Below are 21,484 nucleotides of genomic sequence, written 5' to 3'. Positions count from 1 at the left end.
CCGCGCGGGCGCCGGCGACGTTCAGTCGATGCCGCGCGCCCGGTCGCGGTGAAAGCCGGCGCGCCAGGCCTCGAAGCGCCCTTCGGCGATCGCTTCGCGCATCTCGCCCATCAGCATCAGGTAGTAGTGCAGGTTGTGGATCGTCGCCAGCCGGGCGCCGAGGATCTCGTTGACCTTCTGCAGGTGGTGCACGTAGGCCCGCGAGAAGTTCGCGCAGGCGTGGCAGGCGCAGGTCTCGTCGATCGGGCGGGTGTCCTCGCGATGGCGGGCGTTGCGCAGCCGCAGGTCGCCGAATCGGGTGAACAGCCATCCGTTGCGCGCGTTGCGGGTCGGCATCACGCAGTCGAACATGTCGATGCCGGCGGCCACGCCGGCGACCAGGTCTTCCGGCGTGCCCACGCCCATCAGGTAGCGCGGCTTGTCGGCGGGCAGGCGCGGCGCGGTGTGCGACAGGATCCGCAGCATCTCTTCCTTCGGCTCGCCGACCGACAGGCCGCCGATCGCGTAGCCGTGGAAGCCGATGTCGACCAGGCCCGCCAGCGACTCGTCGCGCAGCGGCTCGTACATGCCGCCCTGCACGATGCCGAACAGCGCGTTCGGATTCTGCAGCCGGTCGAACTCGTCGCGCGAGCGGCGCGCCCAGCGCAGGCTCAGCCGCATCGACGCGGCGGCCTCGTCGTGGCCGGTCGGCACGCCGCCGGTCTCGTAGGGCGTGCACTCGTCGAAGATCATCGCGATGTCGGAGTCGAGCGCGCGCTGGATCCGCATCGACTCCTCGGGCGTCAGCATCAGCCTGTCGCCGTTGACCGGCGAGGCGAAGCGCACGCCTTCCTCGGTGATCTTGCGCAGTTCGCCCAGGCTCCAGACCTGGAAACCACCGGAGTCGGTCAGGATCGGCCGGTTCCAGCCGTTGAACCGGTGCAGGCCGCCGAACTTCGCGAAGACATCGAGCCCCGGCCTCAGCCACAGGTGGAAGGTGTTGCCCAGGATGATCTGGGCGCCGACCTCGTCGAGCTCGCGCGGCGACATCGCCTTGACCGCGCCGTAGGTGCCGACCGGCATGAAGATCGGCGTCTCGACGACGCCGTGGTTCAGCGTGATCCGGCCGCGCCGGGCCAGCCCGTCGGTGGCCAGCAGTTCGTATTTCAGCATCGGCGGATCATAGCGGTTCGGCAGGCGCCTCCCCGACGGGCGCGGCGGCCGGCCCGGCGTCTCCGCGCCTGCGCTCGAGCAGCATCGCGTCACCGTAGCTGAAGAAGCGGTAGCGCTGCCCGATCGCGTGCGCGTAGGCCCGCCGGATCTCCTCGACGCCGGCGAAGGCCGACACCAGCATCAGCAGCGTGGACTTCGGCAGGTGGAAGTTGGTGAGCAGCAGGTCCACGACCCGGAAGCGGAAGCCGGGCGTAACGAACAGGCGCGTCTCGCCCGAGCCGGCGACCACCTCGCCGTGGTGCGCGGCGGCCACGCCCTCGAGCGTGCGCAGCGAGGTGGTGCCGACCGCCAGGATCCGGCCGCCGGCCGCGCGGGTCTCGGCGATCGCGCGCGCGGTGGCCTCGGGAACCTCGTAGCGCTCGGCGTGCATCCGGTGCTGCGAAAGGTCCTCGACCCGGACCGGCTGGAAGGTGCCGGCGCCCACGTGGAGCGTCACCCACTCGATCCGCACGCCGCTCTCCCGCAGCCGGGCGAGCATCGCGTCGTCGAAGTGCAGGCCCGCGGTCGGCGCGGCCACCGAGCCGGCCTCGCGGGCGTACACCGTCTGGTAGCGCCGCTCGTCCTCTTCGCCGGGGGCGTGGGTGATGTAGGGCGGCAGCGGCAGCCGGCCCTCGCGCTCGAGCACCTCCATGACCGGGTCGTCGAAGCGCAGCTGCCAGAACTCGTCGGCCCGGCCTATCACCTCGGCGCCGCCGCTGCGCCAGGCGATCCGGCTTCCCGGCTTCGGCGGCTTGCTCGCGCGCAGCATCGCGATCGCCTCGTGCGGCCCGGTGACCCGCTCGACCAGCGCCTCGATCCGCCCGCCGGTGTCCTTGGTGCCGAACAGCCGCGCGCGGATCACCCGGGTGTCGTTGAACACCATCAGGTCGCCGGGCGCCAGCAGCGAGGGCAGCTCGGCGAAACGGCGGTCTTCCAGGGCGTCGCCGCGCACCACCATCAGCCGCGAGGCGCCGCGCTCGGGCGGGGGATGCTGGGCGATCAGCGCCTCGGGCAGCTCGAAATCGAAGTCGGAAAGTCGCATGGGCTGGAATTCTATGGGCTCGGGAGGCAGGATTGAGGCAGCGGCCTTGCCGCACGGAGGAGAACCGATGCGACTTTCGATCCAGGGGGTCGTCGATTCGATCGGCGAGCGGACCGGCACGCCCTTCGAAGTGGTCATGCCGGACGGCGCCCGCCACCGCACCGGCGCCGGCGAGCCGCGCTTCTCGATCGTGCTGCGCGGCGAGGCCGCGCTCGTCGCGGCCTTCACCCGCGGTCACATCGGGCTGCTCGAGGCCTGGTTCGACGGGAAGATCGACGTCGAAGGCGACCTGGGCGCGCTGTTCGCCGCCGGGATGACCGGTTTCGAGCAACTGGAGTCCCATGCGGTCACCAAGGTCGAGAACGACCTGCTCGAGTGGCGGACGTCGAACCGCGATCCGGCGCGCGCCAGGGCGAACGCCCGCGCGCACTACGGGCTGGGCACGGACTTCTACCGGCTCTGGCTCGACGATCCGCTGATGATGTACACCTGCGGCTACTGGCCGGAGGGCACCGCCACGCTGGAGCAGGCGCAGCGCAACAAGATCGACCACGTCTGCCGCAAGATCCGGCTCGAGGCCGGCGAACGCTTCGTCGACATCGGCTGCGGCTTCGGCGGCTTCATGTTCCGAGCCGCCGAGACCACCGGCGCCACCGGCGTGGGCGTGAACACGACCACCGAGCAGGTGGACTGGCTGCGCGGCGAGATCGACCGGCGCGGCCTGCAGGACCGGCTCGCGGTGCGCGAGGCCGACTTCCGCGAGGTCGACGCGCAGTACGACAAGGTCGTGTCGATCGGCGTGCTCGAGCATGCCGGGCGAGACCAGCTGGCCGATGTGGTTCGCGCGCACGCAGGCTTCCTGAAGCCGGGTGGGCTCGGCATGCTGCACTTCATCGGCCACGTGGGTCGCTACGACACCGAGCTCTTCATCCGCAAGCACGTCTTCCCGGGCGGCTGGATCCCGTCGCTGGCCGAGGTGCTCGTCGAGATGGAGCGCTGCGGGCTGGAGATCGTCGACATCGAGAACCTGCGCCGGCACTATGCCCCGACGCTGGACGCTTGGGCCGAGCGCTTCCAGCGGAACTGGGAGGCGATCCGGGCGCTGGATCCCGGGCGCTTCGACGAGCGCTTCCGGCGAATCTGGCTGACCTACCTGATCGGCTGTGCCGAGATGTTCCGCTCGCCCGCCGGCTACACGCACCTGTTCCAGATCGTGTTCAGCAAGGGCAACGTCACGCGCGAGAACTATCCCATGGGGCGCGGCTTCCTCTATGCGGGCGAGGGCGAGGCGCAAGGGAGCGGGCATGGGCACTGAGCCGATGGCCGCCGGCGGCGCGGCGCACGAGGCACGATTGGGGCAGCCGGCCCGCCAGGCGCACCAGGCGCGCCTGGCCCGGGTCCTCGCCGACCTTCGAGGGGACGGCGCCGGACAGGCGGCGCCGCTGGGCCTGTCGAAGCGCACGTCCAATCTGTTTCGCGACCGCGCAGCCGGGCCGAAGCGACGGCTCGACCTGGGCGAGTTCACGAACGTTCTCGGGATCGATCCGGCGGCCGGCTGGGTCGACGTCGAGGGGACGATCCGCTACGAGGCGCTGGTCGACGCAACGCTGCCGCACGGCGTGATGCCGGCGGTGGTGCCGCAGCTGAAGACGATCACCGCGGGCGGCGCGGCGGCCGGGGTCGGCATCGAGGCCACCTCGTTCCGGCAGGGGCTGGTGCACGATACGCTGCTCGACTTCGACGTGCTGCTGCCAGACGGCCGCATCGTCGCCTGCTCGCCGGACAACGAGCACCGCGACCTGTTCTTCGGCTTCCCGAACTCTTACGGCACGCTCGGCTACGCGATCCGGCTCAAGCTGAGGACGATCCCGGTCCGTCCCTTCGTGCGGGTCGAGCACCGCCGGCACCCGACGCCGGTCGCCTTCTTCGATGACCTGGCCCGGCAATGCGAGGGCGACGCCGATTTCGTCGACGGGGTCGTCTTCTCGGGCAAGGAGGCGGTGCTCAGTGTCGGCCGCTTCGTCGACGAGGCGCCCTGGACCAGCGACTACGGCTACGAGCGGATCTACTGGCGCTCGCTGCGCGCGCGCGACACCGACTACCTGAGCACGCACGACTACATCTGGCGCTGGGACACCGACTGGTTCTGGTGCTCGAGGAACCTCGGCGCGCAGAACCCGATCGTGCGGCGACTGCTCGGCCGCAAGCGCCTGAATTCGCGCTTCTACACGAGGGTGATGCGGCTCAATTCGCGGCTGGGGCTCACACGCGGCCTGGCCCGGCTGCGCGGGCGCTTCACCGAGTCGGTGATACAGGACGTCGACGTCCCGCTGGACCGGGCCGGCGAGTTCCTCGATTTCCTGCTGCGCGAGATCGGCATCCTGCCGGTGTGGACCTGCCCGATCCGGCCGGCGGACGGCGCGCACCGGCACGCGCTGTACCCGCTCGAGCCCGGCGTGCGCTACGTGAACTTCGGGTTCTGGGACGTCGTCGAGACCGATGCGCCGCGCGAGGCCGGCCACTTCAACCGGCTGGTCGAGCGCGAGGTGATGCGGCTGGGCGGCATCAAGTCGCTGTATTCGGACAGCTTCTTCACGCGCGAGGAGTTCGATCGGGCCTACGGCACGCGCGACTACGCGGCGCTCAAGGCGCGCTACGACCCGCAGGGCCGCATGCTCGGCTTGTACGAGAAGTGTGTGCTGCGGGCATGAGTCGGAGCGGCGCGCTCGTGGTGTTCGCGGTCGCGGCCACGGTGCTGGCCGCGCTCGCGTCGTACGTGGCGCTGGGCGCGCCCTTCGCCGCCGCGGAGTTGCGGCTCATCGCCTGGGCGCGAGCCGCGGTCGGGCCGGCCGGGACGGGCTGGCTCGAGGCGCTTTCGGCGGCGCATGCCGCGCCGTGGGTCATGGGTGCGGCCGGCGTGCTGGCGCTCGCGCTCGCGTGGCGGCGCGAACTCCGCGCCACCGGATGGCTGCTGGCCGTGGTGGTCGGCGGCGCCGCGCTGAACGCGCTGCTCAAGCACGCGTTCGAGCGGGCCCGGCCGAGCTTCGACGCGCTGGCCCCGCGCGTCGGCGACTATGCGTTCCCGAGCGGGCATGCCGCCAACGTCACGCTGCTGTACGGCGCGATCGTGGTCCTCCTCGCCTGCCGGGCCAGGAACAGGGCCGTCCGCGCGACGGTCGCCGCCGTCGCGGTCGCGATGGTGCTGGCCGTGGCGGCCAGCCGCGTCGTGCTGGGTGCGCACTATCCGACCGACGTGGTCGCGGGCGTTGCCGAGGGGCTCGCCTGGCTCGTGCTTTGCACGCTGGTCATGGGCGAATGGCCAGCTTCTTCCGTCGACGGCGCCCGGCCTGCCGCACGAGATTGCGCAGGCCCGGACTCGACGAGAAATGCGTGATGCGTGGCCGATTCGCGGTCAACCCGCGATACGCTCGACCAGCGCGACGAGCGAGCGGTCGCTGCCGGCCGGGCCGAGCAGGGAGAGGCTGAGCGGCGCGCCGAGCCGGCGCGCGAGCGGCATCGATACCTGCGGGAAGCCGGCCAGCCCGGCGATGCAGAGCATCCGGATCGCGGCGTTGCGATAGTCCTCGAGGCGGCTCTCGTCGGCCGACAGCAGCGGCGCAACGTCGGGCATGGTCGGCATGACCAGTATGCCGTCGGCGCCGAGCAGGCCGGAGAGCTGTGCCGAGAATGCCTTGCGGAAGTCCGTTGCTCCGTCGAACTGCGCGTCGGTGACGCGCCTGGACCACTCGAATCGCTCGGCCACCCCCGGCCCGAGCGGCGGCGCGTGGCGATCGATCATCGGTCCGTCGGCCACCCAGGCCTCGCGACCCTGGATGTAGCGGAAGTTCCAGTACATCGTGTCGAATCCGTCGCGCGCGACCCTGCAGGGGGCCGCCTCGCCGAGGGCCTGCTCGACGCGGGCGAGGGCCGGCTCGAGCGCCGCCCTCGCTTCGGGTGCGAGCAGGTGCCAGACATCGTCGGGCCGCAGCAGTCGAACCACGCGCGGCAGCGGCGCCGGGTCCGGGCCGAGGATCACATCGGCGACCCGCGCGAAGGTCCCGGCATCCCGGGTGAAGAAGCCGCAGGTATCGAGGCTGGGCGAGAGATCGAGACAAGCCTCCAGGGGCACCCTGCCGTGCGTCGGGCGAATGCCGAAAAGGCCACAGTGGCTGGCGGGGGCGCGGACCGAGCCCCCGGTGTCGGTGCCCAGCGCGAAGTCGCAGAGCGCATTGCTGACCGCCGATGCCGAGCCGCTCGACGAGCCGCCCGGGATCCGCTCCGGTGCGCCGCCGTTGCGCGGCGTGCCGAAGTGGGCGTTCCGGCCGTTCATGCTGAAGGCGAGTTCGTCGGTATGGGTCTTGCCGACGAATCGCGCGCCGGCGTCGAGCAGTCTCTGCACGATCGGCGCGCTGTTCGTCTTGATGCCCGACATGGCCAGCACGGTAGGGCAACCGCCCCCGGTCGGATATCCCGCGACGTCGAACAGGTCCTTCGCCGCGAAGCTCAGCCCGGCAAGCGGCCCTCCGCCGGCATGGGGCACCGGCACCGCCGGGTACGGTACGAAGGCGTGGGCGGGATCCTCGGGCAGCAGCATCGTGGCCTCTCCTCTATTCAGCGGGGCGCATCGCCTGCGAAAACCCCGTCGAAGGTCTTCGCCAGCGGCGGCGCATAGCTGCAGGCCTTGGAGGTCCGTAGTCCCAGCGCGGCCAGGCCCTCGGCGAGTTTCACTGCGGCGGCGACGCCGTCGAGCACCGGAACGCCGTGGGTCGTCGACAGCGAGGCCGCCAGCGATGTCATGCCCGCGCAGCCCAGCACGATCGCCTCGGCGCGGTCCTCGGACAGCGCGCGGGCGATCTCGGCGTCGATTCGCGCGCGGGCCGGCGATCCGGGCTGCTCGAGCGACAGAACCGGAACTTCGGCGGCGCGAACCCGGGCGCAGCGACTCGACAGGCCGTACTTCGACAGGTTGTGCTCGAGGGCCACCACCGAGCGACCGAGCGTGGTGATGACGCTGAAGCGGGCGGCGAGCAGCGAGGCCATGTGGAACGCGGCCTCGCCGATGCCGACGACCGGCGCGCGCGCGAGGCAGCGCGCGGCTTCGAGGCCGGTGTCGTCGAAGCAGGCGACCACGTAGGCATCGGCCGGCGCGTCGCGCTCGAAGCGGGCGATCTCGCGCAACAGCCCGGGCACCGCGAAGGCCTCGTCGTAGAAGCCCTCGATCGACGCCGGACCGTCGGCGGGGTTGACCGCCACGATGTCGGTCCCGGCGGCGGCGACCCGCGCGGCGGTCTCGCCGATCGCGCGAGTCATCGACGCGGTCGTGTTCGGGTTGACGACGACGATCTTCATCCGTGCGCGCCTGCCATCGCGTCGAGCGTGGCGTCGGTGCGCAGGCAGCGCACGCCGTGATCGGCCGCGATCCGCACCGGATCGGGTCGAACCTGCCGGCATTCGGCCTGCGCGTAGGCGCAGCGCGCGGCGAACGCGCAACCCGGCGGCAGGTCCGACAGGTCGGGCGGCGAGCCGCCGATCGTCCGGAGCCTTGCACCGCGTGCGAGCCCGTGTCCTGCACCACTGCTCGCGCGTCCCTGCAGCAGGGCGATCGTGTACGGATGGCGGGGCTGGCGGACGATCGCTGCCGCCGGGCCTTCCTCGACGATCCTGCCCGCGTACATGACGGCGATCCTGTCGGCCACCTCGATCGCAGCGCCGATGTCGTGCGTCACGAAGACGATCGACAGCCCGAGGTCCTTCTGCAACTCCCTGAGCAGCAGCAGGATCTGGATCTGCACGGTCGCGTCCAGGGCGGTGGTCGGCTCGTCGGCCAGCAGAAGCTGCGGCCGGCAGGCGAGCGCGAGCGCGATCATCGCGCGCTGGCGCATGCCGCCGCTCATCTCGTGCGGGTAGGCATCGAGGCGGCGCTCGGGGCTCGGGATGCGCACGCGCTCGAAAAGCTCGAGGGCGCGCCGGCGCGCGTCGGCCACCGAAACCCGCTCGTGTCGCCGGATGCTCTCGACGATCTGGCTGCCGACCGTGTAGACCGGGTCCAGGGCCAGCAGGGGCTCCTGGAAGATCATCGAGGTGACCTTGCCGCGGTAATCGGCAAGTGCCCGGCCGTCCAGGCCCAGGACGTCGAGCCCGGCGACCCGGATCTCGCCGGTCACCCGGGTGCGCTTCGCGTCGTGAAGCCGGAGCAGGGTGCGCAGCGTGACGCTCTTGCCGGAGCCGGACTCCCCGATCAGCGCGACGGTCTGGCCGCGCGCCACGTCGAGGTCCACGCCGTTGACCGCCTGAACGGGGCGCCGCCCGCCCTGGAAGAGGACCTGCAGGCCGCGGACACTGACCAGGGGGGAGTTGGGCATCGATGTCGGGGGCGTGTCGTTCATCGGACTACCGTCGGATGCGGGGCGCGCGAGTGCCCGGAACCGGCCTCGTGGACCAGGCAGGAGACGTAGTGACCGGCGGCGGTGCCGGGCAGGGCCGGCGTGCGTTCACTGCAGACCGCCTCGGCGAGCGCGCAGCGGGTGTGGAATCGGCATCCGGGCGGCGGATCGATCGGGTTCGGCGGGTCGCCGCTGAGCGGCGCCTCGGTCGTGCGCCGATCGGGATCCATCGACGGCATCGACGAAAGCAGCGCCCGCGTGTACGGATGCAGCGGCGCGTCGAACAGCGATTCGGTCGGGCCCACCTCGGCCACGCGGCCCAGGTACATCACCATCACCTGGTCGGACACGTAGCGTACGACGTGCAGGTCGTGACTGATGAAGACATAGGTGAGCCCGAACTCCTCCTTGAGGTCCAGCAGCAGGTTCAGCACCTGGGCCTCGACCGACTTGTCCAGCGCCGAAACCGCCTCGTCGAGGATGATCAGCCGGGGCTGCAGGGCGAGCGCGCGCGCGATGTTGACCCGCTGGCGCTGGCCGCCCGAGAGCTCGTGAGGGTAGCGCTCGGCGAAGCGCGCGGGCTCGAGGCCGACCCGCGCGAGCAGATCGCGGGCACGCTCGACCGACTCGCGGTGCGGCACGCCGTGCACGCGGGGGGCGAAGGCGATCGAGTCCTCGATCGTGAGCCTCGGGTTCAGCGACGAGTAGCTGTCCTGGAAGACCATCTGCACCTGGCGCCGGAACTCCTTGAGCGGCAGGTCGCGCGAGCCCACGATCCGGCCGTCGAAGACGATCTCGCCGCGGTCGGGCTCGATCAGGTGCATCAGCAGCCGGGCGGTGGTGCTCTTGCCGCAGCCGGACTCGCCGACCACGCCGAGCGTCTCGCCCTTGAGCACGGTGAAGTCGACGCCGTCGACCGCGCGGACCACCGCGCCCTTGCCGGCGAGGCGGGACTTCAGCGGGAAGTGCTTGAACAGGCCGCGCACGGTCAGCAGTGGCTGGGCGGGCCCGCCCACGTCGTGGTGCCGGGTCGCGCTCATTGCTTGACGTCCATCGCGGAGCGCAGTCCGTCGGAAAGCATGTTGAAGGAGATCGAGGTGACGAAGATCATCACGCCCGGCAGGGCGGCGATCCACGGCTGGGTGTAGATCGCGGTGCGCAGCGTGTTGAGCATCAGCCCCCACTCCGGCTCGGGCGGCTTGACGCCCAGTCCGAGGAACGACAAGCCCGAGGCCAGGATCATCGAGACCGCGATCAGGCTCGTCGAGTACACGAAGATGGGGCCCAGGACGTTGCCGAGCACGTGCACCCGCACGATCGTGAAGGCGCCGGCGCCCGAGGCGCGCGCCGCCTCGACGAAGTCGCGCGCGCGCACCTGTGTCGTCACGCTCTCGGCGACCCTTGCGATCGGCGGGACGAAGACGATCGTCAGGCTGAGCAGCGCGTTGAAGATCCCCGCGCCGAGCGCGCCCGACAGCGCGATCGCCAGCAGCACCGACGGGAAGGCGTAGAACACGTCGATCGTGCGCATGATCACCGTGTTCACGTAGCCGCCCGCATAGCCGGCGAGGATCCCGAGCGCCGAGCCGATCACGAAGGCAGCGACCACCGGCGTGATCCCCATGAACAGCGAGAGCCTCGCGCCGACCATCAGCCGGGACAGCATGTCGCGGCCCAGCTCGTCGGTTCCCAGCAGGAAGCCGGGCGTGCCGATCGGCTTCAGGCGGCTGAGCATCGAGGCCTTGTACGGGTCGGCAGGCGTCAGGTAGCCACCGAACACGGCGAGCAGGATCAGCAGCAGCACGACCGCGGCGGCCGTCACGGCGACCGGGTCGCGCATGAAGCGGCGGCCGACCGTCGTCCAGTAGCCCGGGCTGCGGTCGAAGGCGGGCGCCGGCACTTTCGAAGCGTCGATCGCGGTCGTCATCATGTCCTCGACATCCTCGGGTCGAGCAGGCTCTGGAGGATGTCCACGATCAGGTTGAGCAGCACGAAGAACATCGCCAGCACCAGGATCGTTCCCTGCAGCAGCGGCAGGTCGCGCTGGAAGATCGCGCTGTTGAGAAGGAACCCGGTGCCGGGCCAGGAAAACACGGTCTCGATCAGGATCGATCCGCCGAGCAGGTAGCCCAGCTGCAGGCCCATGACGGCCAGCGCGGTCGGGGCGACGTTCTTCACCACGTGGCGGAAGATCCCCAGGTTGGTCAGCCCCTTCGCGCGCAGGCCGACGACGAATTCCTGGGCGAGGATCTCGGCCACCAGGGCACGCACCGTTCGGCTGATGATGCCCATCGGGATCACGCTCATCGTGATTGCCGGAAGGATCAGGTGGCGCATGTGCTCCCAGTCCCAGGCCCATTCCGACGAGCCGCCTGGCCCGGCGCCGGTCGCCGGCAGCCAGTTCAGCTGTGAGGCGAACACGATCACCAGGACCATGCCCAGCCAGTAGTGCGGAACGCTGACGCCGACCGTGGAGAGGAGCGAGGCGAGCTTGTCGACCCAGGAGTCGCGGAAGTAGCCGGCGACGAAGCCGAACAGGCTGCCGAGGAAGAAGCCGATCAGCGTTGCGATGCCGGCGAGGATCAGCGTGTTGCCGACGGCCCTGAGGACCTCGTCGGCCACCGGCCGTCCTGCCGCGATCGAGGTGCCGAGGTCGCCCTGCATGGCGCGCCAGATCCAGCTCGCGAACTGCTCCGGGTAGCTGCGGTCGAAGCCGTAGAGCACGCGGAGTTGTTGCTGCAGATCGGCCGAGGCGTCCGGCGGCAGCACCGACACGAGCGGGTCGCCGGGCGCCAGGTGGACCAGCGCGAAGCAGACCAGCGCCACGCCGAGCATGATCGGCAGCGTGTAGAGGATCCGGTGGAACAGATAAGTGAGCATCGTCGGGGTTCCGGAGGCGCCGCCCGCCCGCGGACGGGCGGCGCGCGGATCTACCTGCTCATTCGATCGTCATCGGGGCGATGTCGATGAACCAGCTCTTGGGCTGCACCACGTTCTTGACCTTCGCGCTCATCGCGCGCGGGCCGACGTCGTGGGCGATCCAGACGAACGGCGCTTCCTCGACGATCCGGGCGTGCAGCTTCGCGAGGGCCGCGTCGCGGGCCTTGTCTTCGAAGGTGTTCCGCGCATCGGCGATCAGCTTGTCGAACTCCTCGTTGCCGAAGTAGCCCCAGTTGTTCGAGACGGGCGGAAAGGCCTTCGTGCTGGTGAAGCGCACCATCGCGAAGAACGGATCCATCGCCGCGAAGCTGACGTTGATCGCGTGGGCGCCGTTGGCCGTCGGGTCCTTGGCGCCGCGCCGCCAGTTCGTGAACAGCGTGTTCCACTCGATGACGTCGAACTCGACGTCGAAGTAGCACTGCTTGAGCGACTGCTGGACGAACTCGTTCATCGGCAGGGGCTGCATCTGGCCCGATCCGGAGGCCGAGATCTGGACCTTGACCTTCAGCGGCTTCTGGGCCGAGTGACCGGCCTTGGCCATCAGCGCCTGCGCGGCCTTCGGGTCGTAGCGGATGTCGAACTTCGGGTCGCCCCACCAGGGATGGCCGGGCGGCACTGTGCCTTTCGGGACGCCCATCATGCCGCCCAGGAACTGCGAGAGGCCCTCGCGATCGACGCAGAGATTCGCTGCGTGGCGAACGTCCCGGTTGAGCCAGGGCGAGCCCTCGGCGAAGGAGAGTTGCCAGGGCCAGACGTGGGGCTGCGGATTGCTGTGGATGACGAACCCGCGGCTGCGGATCTGGGGCATCGCATCGGGGGCGGGGGCCTCGATCCAGTCGACCTGGCCCGACAGCAGGGCGGCCGTGCGGGCGTTCGCCTCGGGAATCGGCAGCATCACCACGCGGTCGATCTTCGGCACGCGCTTCGGATCCCAGTAGTCCTTGTTCGCCACCAGTTCCAGACGCTCGCGCGGCACGAAGCGGGCCATCTTGAACGGACCCGAGCCCGAGGCGTCGGCGGCGAAGGCGGTCCACGCCTGCTTGGCGCGCTCGGCCGGATCGGTGACGCTGGCGGGAACCGCCTTCAGCTTGGCCTCCCAGTGCGCCGGCGAGGCCATGAACAGGTTGGTCAGGTTCAGCGGCAGGAAGGAGTCGGGCTCGCTCGTCGTGAGCTCGACGGTCATGTCGTCGATCTTCCTGGCGCTGCGCAACGTGGGCATCCGAGACGCTGTCACGCCTACCTGGCTGGCGTCGAAGTGCGGCGCAGATTTGTCCAGCACCTTCCGGACGTTCCAGACGACCGCGTCCGCATTGAACGGCGAGCCATCGTGGAACTTGACGCCGGGGCGCAGCTTGAAGACCCACTTGGTCTTGTCGCTGGCGTCGACCGACCACGAGGTGGCGAGGCCGGGAACCAGCACGCTCGGCTCGTCGCGCTTCGACAGGTCCCAGTGAGTCAGCGCGTCGTACATCGGGATCCCGGTGAAGCGATTGCCCTCGAATCCCTGGTCGGGCTGGCCGAGGGTGCGCGGGATGTCCGCAGCGGTCATGCCGATCCGCAGGACCTTCTCCTGGGCGGTGGCGGGCCCGCTCAAGCCTGCCGCCAGCGCCACCACGGTCGTCGCGGCCAGCGCCAGCTTCTTCAGGTGCCATCGATTCCGAGCCATTCGAGCCTCCTTGTTCACGCGAATGAGGGACAGTGAAACCGCAGGGACTCAGGCAAGAGGCGTGCCAGGGCGCTGCCCCGGGATCGGCGCAATTTTTGTAACGATCCGACACCCATTCGCACCAAGTTGGGATGCCAGCGCAAGCGCTTCGTGCCTGTCGCACCGCTGTGGGGATCGTGGACGGTACTCCGGGCGATGCGGCATTCGGACGCGCTCTCCGCCTTGGAAGCGGGCGAGGGCCAGTTGGCGACTCGAGCGTGCACCGGCCCGCCTTCGAGCATGGTGACGGGTACAATCGACGCACGGTTTGTCACAATCTTCTCGGCTGGCATGCCTCGTGCTAGCCCTGTCCCGCGTCACCATGCGTTCCACTTCGACATCCCCTTCGCCGCGGTCCGCACCGCCTGGCCGGGTCAGCGCCGATCCGGCCGATGCGGCGCGCCACGAGCGCGCCGAGGAGGATCGCGTGCACGCGGCGATCCTCGAGGCGGTCATGTCCCATCAGCTGCCGCCGGGCACCCGTCTCGTCGAGATGCCGCTCTGCGAGGCCTTCGGTGTCAACCGCTCGTTGCTGCGGCGGGTGCTGGTGCGGCTGGCGAGCGAGAAGGTGATCGAGCTTCATCACAACCGCGGCGCGCTGATCGCCCAGGCCTCGCCCAGGGAAACGCGGGAAGTGTTCGAGGCGCGCCGGCTGATCGAGACCGCGCTGCTGCAGGCGCACGCGGCGCCCGAGCCCCGGATGCAGCAGGCGCTGGCCGCGCTCGTGGACGAAGAGGAGCGAGCCCATCGCGAAGGGGAGCGGTCCCGCCTGATCCGGCTGTCGGGCGAATTCCACCTGCGGCTGGTCGGAGCCTTCGGCAACCGGGAACTGGTGTCCCTGCTGCGCGGGCTGGTCGCCCGCACCTCGCTGATGATCGCCCTCTACGAAACCCCCGGGCACGGCGTGTGCTCCTTCGACGAGCACCGCGAGATCCTCGACGCGATCCGCGCGGGCGACATGGCGGCCGCGGCGCGGCTGATGGGGCATCACCTCGAGCACTGCGAGATGAAGCTTCGGGAGCGGTCCGCCCGCCCCGAGATCGATTTCCTGCGCCTGTTCGGCGCGGCGCGCGGCCCGAAGCCGGGCCGCAGGCCGGCCCGGGCGGCCGCGCCGGCGCCGAAGAGGGCTCCTGCCTCATCCAGGAAGAAGCCATGAGCCTCGACGCGAATTCGTCCGCCTACCCGCGCGACCTGATCGGCTATGGACGCAGGCCGCCGCATCCGCGCTGGCCGGGCGGCGCGCGCGTCGCGGTCTCGTTCGTGCTGAACTACGAGGAGGGCGGCGAGAACTGCGTGCTGCACGGCGACCCGGCCTCGGAGACCTTCCTGTCCGAGATCATCGGCGCGCAGGCCTTCGCGGACCGCCACCTTTCGATGGAGTCGATCTACGAGTACGGCTCGCGCGCCGGGGTCTGGCGGCTGTTGCGGCTGTTCGAGGAGCGCGGCCTGCCGCTCACGATATTCGGCGTCGCGATGGCGCTGAGGCGGCATCCCGATGTCGCGTCGGCCTTCGTCGAGCTCGGTCACGAGATCGCTTGCCACGGGCTGCGCTGGATCTCCTACCAGTCGGTCGACGAGGCCACCGAGCGCGCGCACATCGGCGAGGCGGTCGGGATCCTGCGCGAGCTCACCGGCAGCCCCCCGCTCGGCTGGTACACCGGTCGCGACTCACCGCGCACCCGCCGGCTGGTTCTCGAGCACGGCGGCTTCCTCTACGACTCGGACTCCTACGCGGACGACCTGCCGTACTGGGTCGAGGGCCTCGCGCCCGCCAGCCGGCACCTGGTGATCCCGTATGCGCTCGACAGCAACGACATGCGCTTCGCCACCGCGCAAGGCTTCAACAGCGGCAGCCAGTTCTTCGACTATCTTCGCGACGCGTTCGACACGCTGTATCGAGAAGGCGATCCCGACGGCCTCGACGCCCCCAAGATGCTGTCGATCGGCCTGCACTGCCGCCTGGCCGGGCGGCCAGGCCGCGTTGCCGCGCTGGCGCGCTTCCTGGACCACCTGCAGGGCCATCGGGACGTCTGGGTCTGCAGACGGGTCGACATCGCCCGACACTGGCACGCCACCCATCCCCCGACGATCGACCTGGGCCCCCAACGATGAACGAACAGCACGACGCGATCTGTCGCGCAGTCGACCGCGCCTTCGAAGAGCAGGTCGTCTTCCTGCGAGAGATGGTGCGGGTGCCGACGGACACGCCGCCGGGCGACAACGCCCCGCATGCGGCGCGTGCCGCAGAGTTGCTCGAAGCGATGGGCTTTCCGGCCGAGCGCCATCCGGTGCCGGCGCATGAGGTGGCCGCCGGCGGGCTGAAGTCGCTGACCAACCTGCTGGTCCGCCACCGGTTCGGAGACGGCCCCGTCGTCGCGCTGAACGCGCACGGCGACGTGGTGCCGCCGGGCGATGGCTGGACCCACCCGCCCTACGGCGGCGAGATCGTCGACGGTCGGATGTACGGTCGCGGCGTGGCGGTTTCCAAGAGCGACTTCGCGACCTATGCGTTCGCGCTTCGGGCGCTGCGCGAGACCGGGCTGCCGCTGGCCGGCACCGTCGAGCTGCACTTCACCTACGACGAGGAGTTCGGCGGCGAGCTGGGTCCCGGCTGGATCCTGGCCCGCGGCCTGAGCAAGCCCGACCTGGCGATCGGTGCAGGCTTCTCCTACGGGATCGTCACCGCGCACAACGGCTGCCTTCAGCTCGAGGTGACCGTGCGGGGCGTGGCGGCCCACGCGGCGATGCCGGAGACCGGTGTCGATGCGCTCGCGGGCGCGATCGCGGTCATCGAGGCGCTGTACGGCGAGCGGGACGCCTACGCGCGGATGCGTTCGCAGGTGCCGGGGATCGGATGCCCGACGATCAACGTCGGGCGGATCGAGGGCGGCATCAACACGAACGTGGTGCCGGACCGGGTCGGCTTCCGGCTCGACCGCAGGATGATTCCCGAGGAGGATCCGGCCGAGGTCGAGGCCTCGCTGCGCCGGCTGATCGAGGCGTCCGCACCGGCGGGTTGCCGCGTGGAAATCCGCAGGTTGCTGCTGGCGCGCGCGCTCACGCCGCTGCCGGGGCACGAGCGCCTGGTCGGGGCCCTGAAGCGCCATGCGGAGCGGCTGCTCGGCGAGCAGGTGCCGGTCACCGGCACGCCGCTCTACACCGATGCGAGACTCTACTGCGAGGCCGGCGTGCCGATCGTGCTCTACGGCGCGGGGCCGCGGACGATCCTGGAGGCGAACGCCAAGCGCGCCGACGAGAACCTGCTTCTGGAGGACCTGCGCACGGCCACCAAGGTGGTCGCCTGCGCGCTGCACGACCTGCTCGGGGCGAGCCCCGGCACGGAGGATGCCGCCCGATGAACGTCACCCCGACTTCGCCCGAATCGCTGGGCGCCCGGATCCTGGAGATGGCCGAGGCGCTGGCCCGTCACTCCGACCAGCCCGACGGCCTGACCGTCTCCTACCTGGGCGCGGCGCACCGCGCCGCCGCCCGCGACCTGGCCGGCTGGATGCGCGAGGCCGGCATGGAGGCCGAGATCGATGCGCTGGGCAACGTCGTCGGCCGCTACGCGGGCGCGGCGCCCGACGCGCCGGTGCTGATGACCGGCTCGCACTTCGACACCGTGCGCAACGGCGGCAAGTACGACGGACGGCTGGGCATCCTGCTGCCGATCGCGGTCGTCGCCGCGCTGCACGCGCGCGGCGAGCGCCTCGGATGCGCGATCGAGATCGTCGGCTTTGCCGAAGAGGAGGGGCTGCGATTCCGGACGAGCTTCCTGTCGTCGAGCGCGATCGCGGGCGCTTTCGACATGGGCGTTCTCGATCGGACGGACGCCGATGGCATCTCGTTGCGCGATGCGATCCGCGCGGCCGGCCTGCCCGGCACCGAAGCGTCGATCCAGGCACTTGCCCGTGACCGCGGGCGGCCGGCCGGCTACATCGAGGTGCACATCGAGCAGGGGCCGGTGCTGCTGGAGCGGGGCCTTCCGGTCGGCATCGTCACGTCGATCGCCGGCAGCGTGCGGATGACCGCGACGGTGACCGGCGTCGCGGGGCATGCCGGCACCACGCCGATGACCATGCGCAAGGATGCGGCGGCCGCAGCAGCGGAGATGGTCCTCGCGGTCGAGCGGCGCTGCAGTCAGGCGCCGACGCTGGTCGGCACGGTCGGGATGCTGTCGGTGCCGAACGGCTCGGCCAACGTCGTGCCGGGCCGGTGCGATTTCAGCCTCGACGTCCGCGCGGCGGACGATGCCACGCGCGACGCGGCTGTCGCGGACGTGGTTCGCGAGTGCCGCGCGATCGCCGAGAGGCGCGGGGTGACGCTCGACCTGGCGACGACGATGCAGGTGCCCTGCGCGCCGTGCGCGCCTCGCCTGGCCGATCTGCTCGAGGCCTGCGTGGCGAGAGCAGGCGTGGCCCCGTTCCGGCTGCCCAGCGGCGCCGGTCACGACGCGATGATGATCGCCCGGCTGACCGACGTCTGCATGCTCTTCGTACGCTGCGGCAACGGCGGCATCAGCCACAATCCGCTCGAGACGATGACCGCCGCCGACGCCGGCGTCGCGGCCGAGGTGTTCCTCGACTTCGTCAGGCGTTTCGAGACGAGCTGAGCCGCGACCGGGCGCCGTTTGCCCGCGGCCCGGCGATTGCAGATAATGCGTGTCCGCTTCGCCGGGGACAGGGCCCGGCGCTCCTTGCCGGAGTGGTGGAACTGGTAGACGCGCCGGACTCAAAATCCGGTGCCCGAAAGGGCGTGCGGGTTCGATTCCCGCCTCCGGCACCAAGAATTTCGCGGGCGCCAGCCCCGGAGAGCGCAGCACCTGCGCGAGACAGGATCGTTATCTACACGATCCCTTCTGTCGATCATCCCGCCACGGATGCGCAATTTCGCCCCTTCAGACTTCGGTCATCGGCAGCGCGGTGCTGTCGACCCATCACCAAGTCCTCAAGGAGCTAGTCATGATCAAGATCGCACGCATCCTCGTTCCCGCTGCCCTCGCCCTCGGTGCCGCCGGTGTCAGCGCCCAGACGGTCGAGACCGACTACCCGGTCGTCACCGGCACGGTCGGCGCGGCGGTGACCGCCCCCGCGCAGGCCGCGTCGGCGCCTTCGTCCGATGCGACGCCGTTCCTGATCCAGTCGAACGCCGAAGGCGTGCGCGTGAACTCGGCCTATGAGCAGGCCAGCATGCTGTCGCGTGAGGAAGTTGCCGCCGACGCGATCGTCCGCGTGCCGAGCCCGGGCCACTCGGCCTGATGGCTGCCGGGGCCGGGGCGGGATGCTCCGCCCCGGTCCAGGGCCTTCTCCAGGGCGCGTTCGCGCCCTGTCTGCCGATCCCGGGATTCTCGCCGGGATGCTCCAGCGGGCGTGTGCGGATCTGTTAAGGTTTCGCGCGCGCCCGCTGCGCCTGTTCGAGCCTCGTTCGATCTGGAGGCCGGCGCGCGCCGCCCCCCTCGCGCCGCGCGTCCATCGGATTTCGCAGCATGGCAAGCATGACTTCGGGTCCCTCCGCCGGCCTGCCTTCCGCGTTCCTCGAGGAACTCGCGGCGATGCGCCCGAATCTGCTGCGCTTCGCCAGGCTCCAGTTGCGGGATGCGCATGCCGCGGAAGACGCCGTGCAGGAGGCGATCCTGGCGGCGATGGAGCAAGCTCACCAGTTCGCGGGTCGATCGTCGCTTCGAACCTGGGTCACGACGATCCTTCGCAATCGAATCATCGATCACTTTCGGCGCCTGCGGCGCGAGGTCCGGCTCGACGCTGACGACAGCGTCGAGGACGCCATCGGCTTCGACGAGCTTTTCGACGAGACGGGGCATTTCCGGGAACGGCCGGCCGATTGGGCGAGCGATCCGGAAGCCACGCTGTCGGAGCGACAGTTCTTCGAGACGCTCGAAGCCTGCGTCGAGAAGCTGCCTGCGCAGACCGCCAGGGTGTTCCTGATGCGGGAGTGGCTGGAGATGTCGACCGAGGAGATCTGTCATGAAACCGGGATTTCCCCGTCGAATTGCTGGGTGATTCTGTATCGAGCCAGGATGCGACTTCGCGAGTGCCTGACGCTGAACTGGTTCGGCGCCCGCCACGACGCAGGCAAAGGATGAGCGGCGAATGAGCTGGTTGATGCCGGACTGCAAGGAAACCCACAGGCTGGTCGCCGAGGGCATGGACCGGTCCTTGCGGCCTGTCGAGCGGATGCGGATTCGCGTCCACCTGTGGATGTGCGCGAGCTGCACCAACTTCTCCGGGCAGATGGAGATGCTGCGGTCGGCGATCCGGAAGTATCCGGGACCCGACCGACCGTGTAAGCATCCGGCCGGGCCGCGCGTCGAACCGTGAATTGACCAAGAGGAGACCCTTTTCGATGCGCCCGACCCTGGCCCTTCTCGCCAAGACCGATTTCCCTGCGCTGCGCCGGCGCGAGGTTTCCACGCTGCAGGTGAACCTCGGCTACCGCTGCAACCAGAGCTGCGTGCACTGCCACGTCAATGCCGGCCCCAACCGGACCGAGGAGATGTCGGCCGAGACGGTCGACGAGGTCATCGCCTGCCTGGATCGCGAGCCGGCGATCACGACGCTGGACCTGACGGGCGGGGCGCCCGAGCTGAATCCGCACTTCCGGCGTCTCGTGATCGCCGCGAGGTCGCGCGGCGTGACGGTGATCGACCGCTGCAACCTGACCATCCTCGAGGAACCCGGCCAGGACGACCTGGCTGAATTTCTCGCCGAACACCGGGTCGAGGTGGTGGCGTCCATGCCCTGCTATCTCGAGGACAACGTCGACCGCCAGCGCGGCAAGGGTGTCTTCGACGCGAGCATCCGCGGCCTGAAGCGGCTGAACTCGCTTGGGTACGGGCGGCCCGGCTCGGGCCTGCGGCTCAACCTCGTGTTCAATCCCCAGGGCCCTGTGCTGCCGCCGCCCCAGGCTTCGCTCGAGCAGGCTTACCGGGCCCATCTTCTCCAGCATCACGGCGTGGTCTTCGACGACCTGTTCACGCTGGCGAACATGCCGATCCAGCGCTTCGGCTCGACGCTGGTTTCCAAGGGCCAGTTCGACGATTACATGCAGTTGCTGCGCGGCGCGCACCGGGACGAGAACCTGGAGCAGGTGATGTGCCGCAGCCTGGTCAGCGTCGACTGGCAGGGCTGGCTGTACGACTGCGACTTCAACCAGCAGCTCGGCCTGCAGATTCGCGGCGCCGGTGAGTCGCGGATCCACATCAGCGAGCTGGGGCGGGGCACGCTCGACGGAAACCCGATTCGGATCGCCGACCACTGCTTCGGCTGTACCGCCGGGCAGGGCTCCAGCTGCGGCGGGGCGCTGGCCGACGCGCCCGAGGCCGAGTCGCGCGCCGCCTGATCGCGCCTTCCCCCGCCCGCGGATCGACGAAGCCCGGATGATCTCGAACGAACCTGCCGCGGTTGCAGGCGAACCCGTGGCCGGGGCGAACGAGACCGCCGTCGAGGCCTCGCCCGGCCCGGGCCGCGTCTGCCCGCTTCGCTATCGCTACGGGCCGCGAGCGATCGCACGGGCGCCCGAGCGGCGAGCCCGCGCGCTCTACGTGGTCGGCGGACTCTACGGCAACCTGCCCGCGCTCGACGCGGTAGAGGCGATGGCGCGCGCCGAACCCGGCGCCACCATCTGCTTCAACGGCGACTTCAACTGGTTCGACGTCGACGACGGTGCTTTCGCCGAGGTCAACGCCAGGGTGCTGGCCCACGACGCCACGCTCGGCAATGTGGAGGCCGAGTTCGACGCCGGGGCGGACGACGCCGGCTGCGGTTGCGCCTACCCGGACTCGGTCGATTCGGCGATCGTCGACCTGTTCGCCAGCACCCACACCTGCCTGCCGGCGCTGCGCCGCTTCGCGTTGCCGGGCGGCGCGGCTGGCTGGATCGTCAACAACGGCGCGGCCGGCATGCCCAACTTCCGCGGCCGGCTGCACGGCCTGTGCGTGCGTATCGGCGAGTCGCCTTCGCCGCACGAGTCGCTGGCCGAGGTGCAAGTGGCGGGCGCCCACGTGAGCCTGGTGCCGGTGCGCTACGCCGAGTCGCTGTGGCAGGCGGCCTTCCTCGCGAACTGGCCGGAGGGCTCGGCCGCCTGGCTCTCGTATTTCGACCGCATCGCGCGCGGGCCGGGCTTCGAGCCCCATCAGGCGCTCGGGCCGGCCTTGCCGGTCTCGGACAGGATCGCGGCCGGCGCGCCTGCCGGTTTGCCATGACAAGC

Annotated in this window: 21 protein-coding genes and 1 tRNA gene; 13 read left to right on the top strand and 9 right to left on the bottom strand. The window is 70.3% G+C overall.

The genetic code is table 11. The annotated features are described in order from the left end of the window. Positions 1 to 21: 21 nt before the first annotated feature. Positions 22 to 1,152, bottom strand: a complete 1,131-nt coding sequence (tgt, locus tag M6I34_RS08795; RefSeq protein WP_272485317.1) for a tRNA guanosine(34) transglycosylase Tgt — start codon at positions 1,150 to 1,152, stop codon at positions 22 to 24. Between the two features lie 7 nt (positions 1,153 to 1,159). Next, positions 1,160 to 2,233 carry a tRNA preQ1(34) S-adenosylmethionine ribosyltransferase-isomerase QueA gene (gene queA / locus M6I34_RS08790; protein ID WP_272485316.1) on the bottom strand — a complete coding sequence of 358 codons (1,074 nt, stop codon included), beginning with the start codon at positions 2,231 to 2,233 and terminating at the stop codon, positions 1,160 to 1,162. Between the two features lie 67 nt (positions 2,234 to 2,300). Between queA and M6I34_RS08785 the strand changes: the two genes are divergently transcribed. The 3 genes from M6I34_RS08785 to M6I34_RS08775 are packed head-to-tail and all read left to right on the top strand — an operon-like array spanning position 2,301 to position 5,627. Further along, the gene (locus tag M6I34_RS08785; protein ID WP_272485315.1) at positions 2,301 to 3,548 is read left to right on the top strand and encodes an SAM-dependent methyltransferase; all 1,248 of its coding nucleotides are present in this window, start codon (positions 2,301 to 2,303) and stop codon (positions 3,546 to 3,548) included. After that, on the top strand, positions 3,538 to 4,944 hold the full coding sequence (locus tag M6I34_RS08780) for an FAD-binding oxidoreductase (protein ID WP_272485314.1): 1,407 nt from the start codon (positions 3,538 to 3,540) through the stop codon (positions 4,942 to 4,944). Before M6I34_RS08785 ends, M6I34_RS08780 begins: the two co-directional genes overlap by 11 nt. Then, entirely contained in the window at positions 4,941 to 5,627 is a 687-nt protein-coding gene (locus tag M6I34_RS08775; RefSeq protein ID WP_272485313.1) for a phosphatase PAP2 family protein, read from the top strand. The genes M6I34_RS08780 and M6I34_RS08775 overlap by 4 nt, the downstream gene beginning before the upstream one ends. Positions 5,628 to 5,645: 18 nt before the next feature. On the opposite strand, the gene M6I34_RS08770 is transcribed toward M6I34_RS08775, so the two are convergent. The 7 genes from M6I34_RS08770 to M6I34_RS08740 are packed head-to-tail and all read right to left on the bottom strand — an operon-like array spanning position 5,646 to position 13,222. Beyond that, positions 5,646 to 6,827 (bottom strand): amidase, encoded by a 1,182-nt coding sequence (locus M6I34_RS08770; RefSeq protein WP_418953503.1) that lies wholly within the window; start codon positions 6,825 to 6,827, stop codon positions 5,646 to 5,648. A 17-nt stretch (positions 6,828 to 6,844) separates the two neighbouring features. Beyond that, positions 6,845 to 7,582, bottom strand: a complete 738-nt coding sequence (locus tag M6I34_RS08765) for an aspartate/glutamate racemase family protein (RefSeq protein WP_272485312.1) — start codon at positions 7,580 to 7,582, stop codon at positions 6,845 to 6,847. Continuing rightward, positions 7,579 to 8,595, bottom strand: coding sequence for an ABC transporter ATP-binding protein (locus M6I34_RS08760; RefSeq protein WP_272485311.1), 1,017 nt, complete (start codon positions 8,593 to 8,595; stop codon positions 7,579 to 7,581). Before M6I34_RS08760 ends, M6I34_RS08765 begins: the two co-directional genes overlap by 4 nt. Positions 8,596 to 8,615: 20 nt before the next feature. Next, a complete protein-coding gene (locus M6I34_RS08755) occupies positions 8,616 to 9,656 on the bottom strand; it encodes an ABC transporter ATP-binding protein (protein ID WP_272485310.1) in 1,041 nt (346 codons plus the stop codon). After that, positions 9,653 to 10,543, bottom strand: coding sequence for an ABC transporter permease (locus M6I34_RS08750; RefSeq protein ID WP_272486636.1), 891 nt, complete (start codon positions 10,541 to 10,543; stop codon positions 9,653 to 9,655). The genes M6I34_RS08755 and M6I34_RS08750 overlap by 4 nt, the downstream gene beginning before the upstream one ends. Then, complete coding sequence (locus tag M6I34_RS08745; protein WP_272485309.1) at positions 10,543 to 11,496, bottom strand: ABC transporter permease; 954 nt, start codon at positions 11,494 to 11,496, stop codon at positions 10,543 to 10,545. Before M6I34_RS08745 ends, M6I34_RS08750 begins: the two co-directional genes overlap by 1 nt. A gap of 58 nt (positions 11,497 to 11,554) precedes the next feature. Beyond that, the gene (locus M6I34_RS08740) at positions 11,555 to 13,222 is read right to left on the bottom strand and encodes an ABC transporter substrate-binding protein (protein ID WP_418953502.1); all 1,668 of its coding nucleotides are present in this window, start codon (positions 13,220 to 13,222) and stop codon (positions 11,555 to 11,557) included. Positions 13,223 to 13,688: 466 nt separating this feature from the next. Here M6I34_RS08740 and M6I34_RS08735 point away from each other — a divergent pair, with 466 nt between their 5' ends. From M6I34_RS08735 to M6I34_RS08690, 10 genes are all read left to right on the top strand, one after another. Further along, positions 13,689 to 14,417: a GntR family transcriptional regulator gene (locus M6I34_RS08735; protein WP_272485308.1), complete on the top strand. Its 729-nt coding sequence runs from the start codon at positions 13,689 to 13,691 to the stop codon at positions 14,415 to 14,417. After that, complete coding sequence (puuE, locus tag M6I34_RS08730) at positions 14,414 to 15,373, top strand: allantoinase PuuE (protein ID WP_272485307.1); 960 nt, start codon at positions 14,414 to 14,416, stop codon at positions 15,371 to 15,373. Before M6I34_RS08735 ends, puuE begins: the two co-directional genes overlap by 4 nt. Further along, entirely contained in the window at positions 15,370 to 16,620 is a 1,251-nt protein-coding gene (locus M6I34_RS08725; RefSeq protein WP_272485306.1) for a M20/M25/M40 family metallo-hydrolase, read from the top strand. The genes puuE and M6I34_RS08725 overlap by 4 nt, the downstream gene beginning before the upstream one ends. Next, a complete protein-coding gene (locus M6I34_RS08720; protein ID WP_272485305.1) occupies positions 16,617 to 17,873 on the top strand; it encodes an allantoate amidohydrolase in 1,257 nt (418 codons plus the stop codon). The genes M6I34_RS08725 and M6I34_RS08720 overlap by 4 nt, the downstream gene beginning before the upstream one ends. An 86-nt stretch (positions 17,874 to 17,959) precedes the next feature. After that, positions 17,960 to 18,046 (top strand) — tRNA-Leu (locus tag M6I34_RS08715). 176 nt (positions 18,047 to 18,222) lie between these two features. Next, positions 18,223 to 18,519, top strand: a complete 297-nt coding sequence (locus tag M6I34_RS08710; protein ID WP_272485304.1) for a hypothetical protein — start codon at positions 18,223 to 18,225, stop codon at positions 18,517 to 18,519. Positions 18,520 to 18,746: 227 nt separating this feature from the next. Beyond that, positions 18,747 to 19,361: a sigma-70 family RNA polymerase sigma factor gene (locus tag M6I34_RS08705; protein WP_418953501.1), complete on the top strand. Its 615-nt coding sequence runs from the start codon at positions 18,747 to 18,749 to the stop codon at positions 19,359 to 19,361. A gap of 7 nt (positions 19,362 to 19,368) precedes the next feature. Then, entirely contained in the window at positions 19,369 to 19,596 is a 228-nt protein-coding gene (locus M6I34_RS08700) for a zf-HC2 domain-containing protein (protein WP_272485303.1), read from the top strand. A 25-nt stretch (positions 19,597 to 19,621) separates the two neighbouring features. After that, positions 19,622 to 20,617, top strand: a complete 996-nt coding sequence (gene arsS, locus M6I34_RS08695; RefSeq protein ID WP_272485302.1) for an arsenosugar biosynthesis radical SAM (seleno)protein ArsS — start codon at positions 19,622 to 19,624, stop codon at positions 20,615 to 20,617. Between the two features lie 37 nt (positions 20,618 to 20,654). Then, entirely contained in the window at positions 20,655 to 21,479 is an 825-nt protein-coding gene (locus tag M6I34_RS08690; protein WP_272485301.1) for a hypothetical protein, read from the top strand. The last annotated feature ends 5 nt before the right edge of the window (positions 21,480 to 21,484 follow it).

The organism is Zeimonas sediminis, assembly GCF_023721795.1.
In the GTDB taxonomy this organism is placed as follows: Bacteria; Pseudomonadota; Gammaproteobacteria; order Burkholderiales; family Burkholderiaceae_E; genus Zeimonas; species Zeimonas sediminis.
This window is presented reverse-complemented; position numbering and strand designations above follow the sequence as displayed.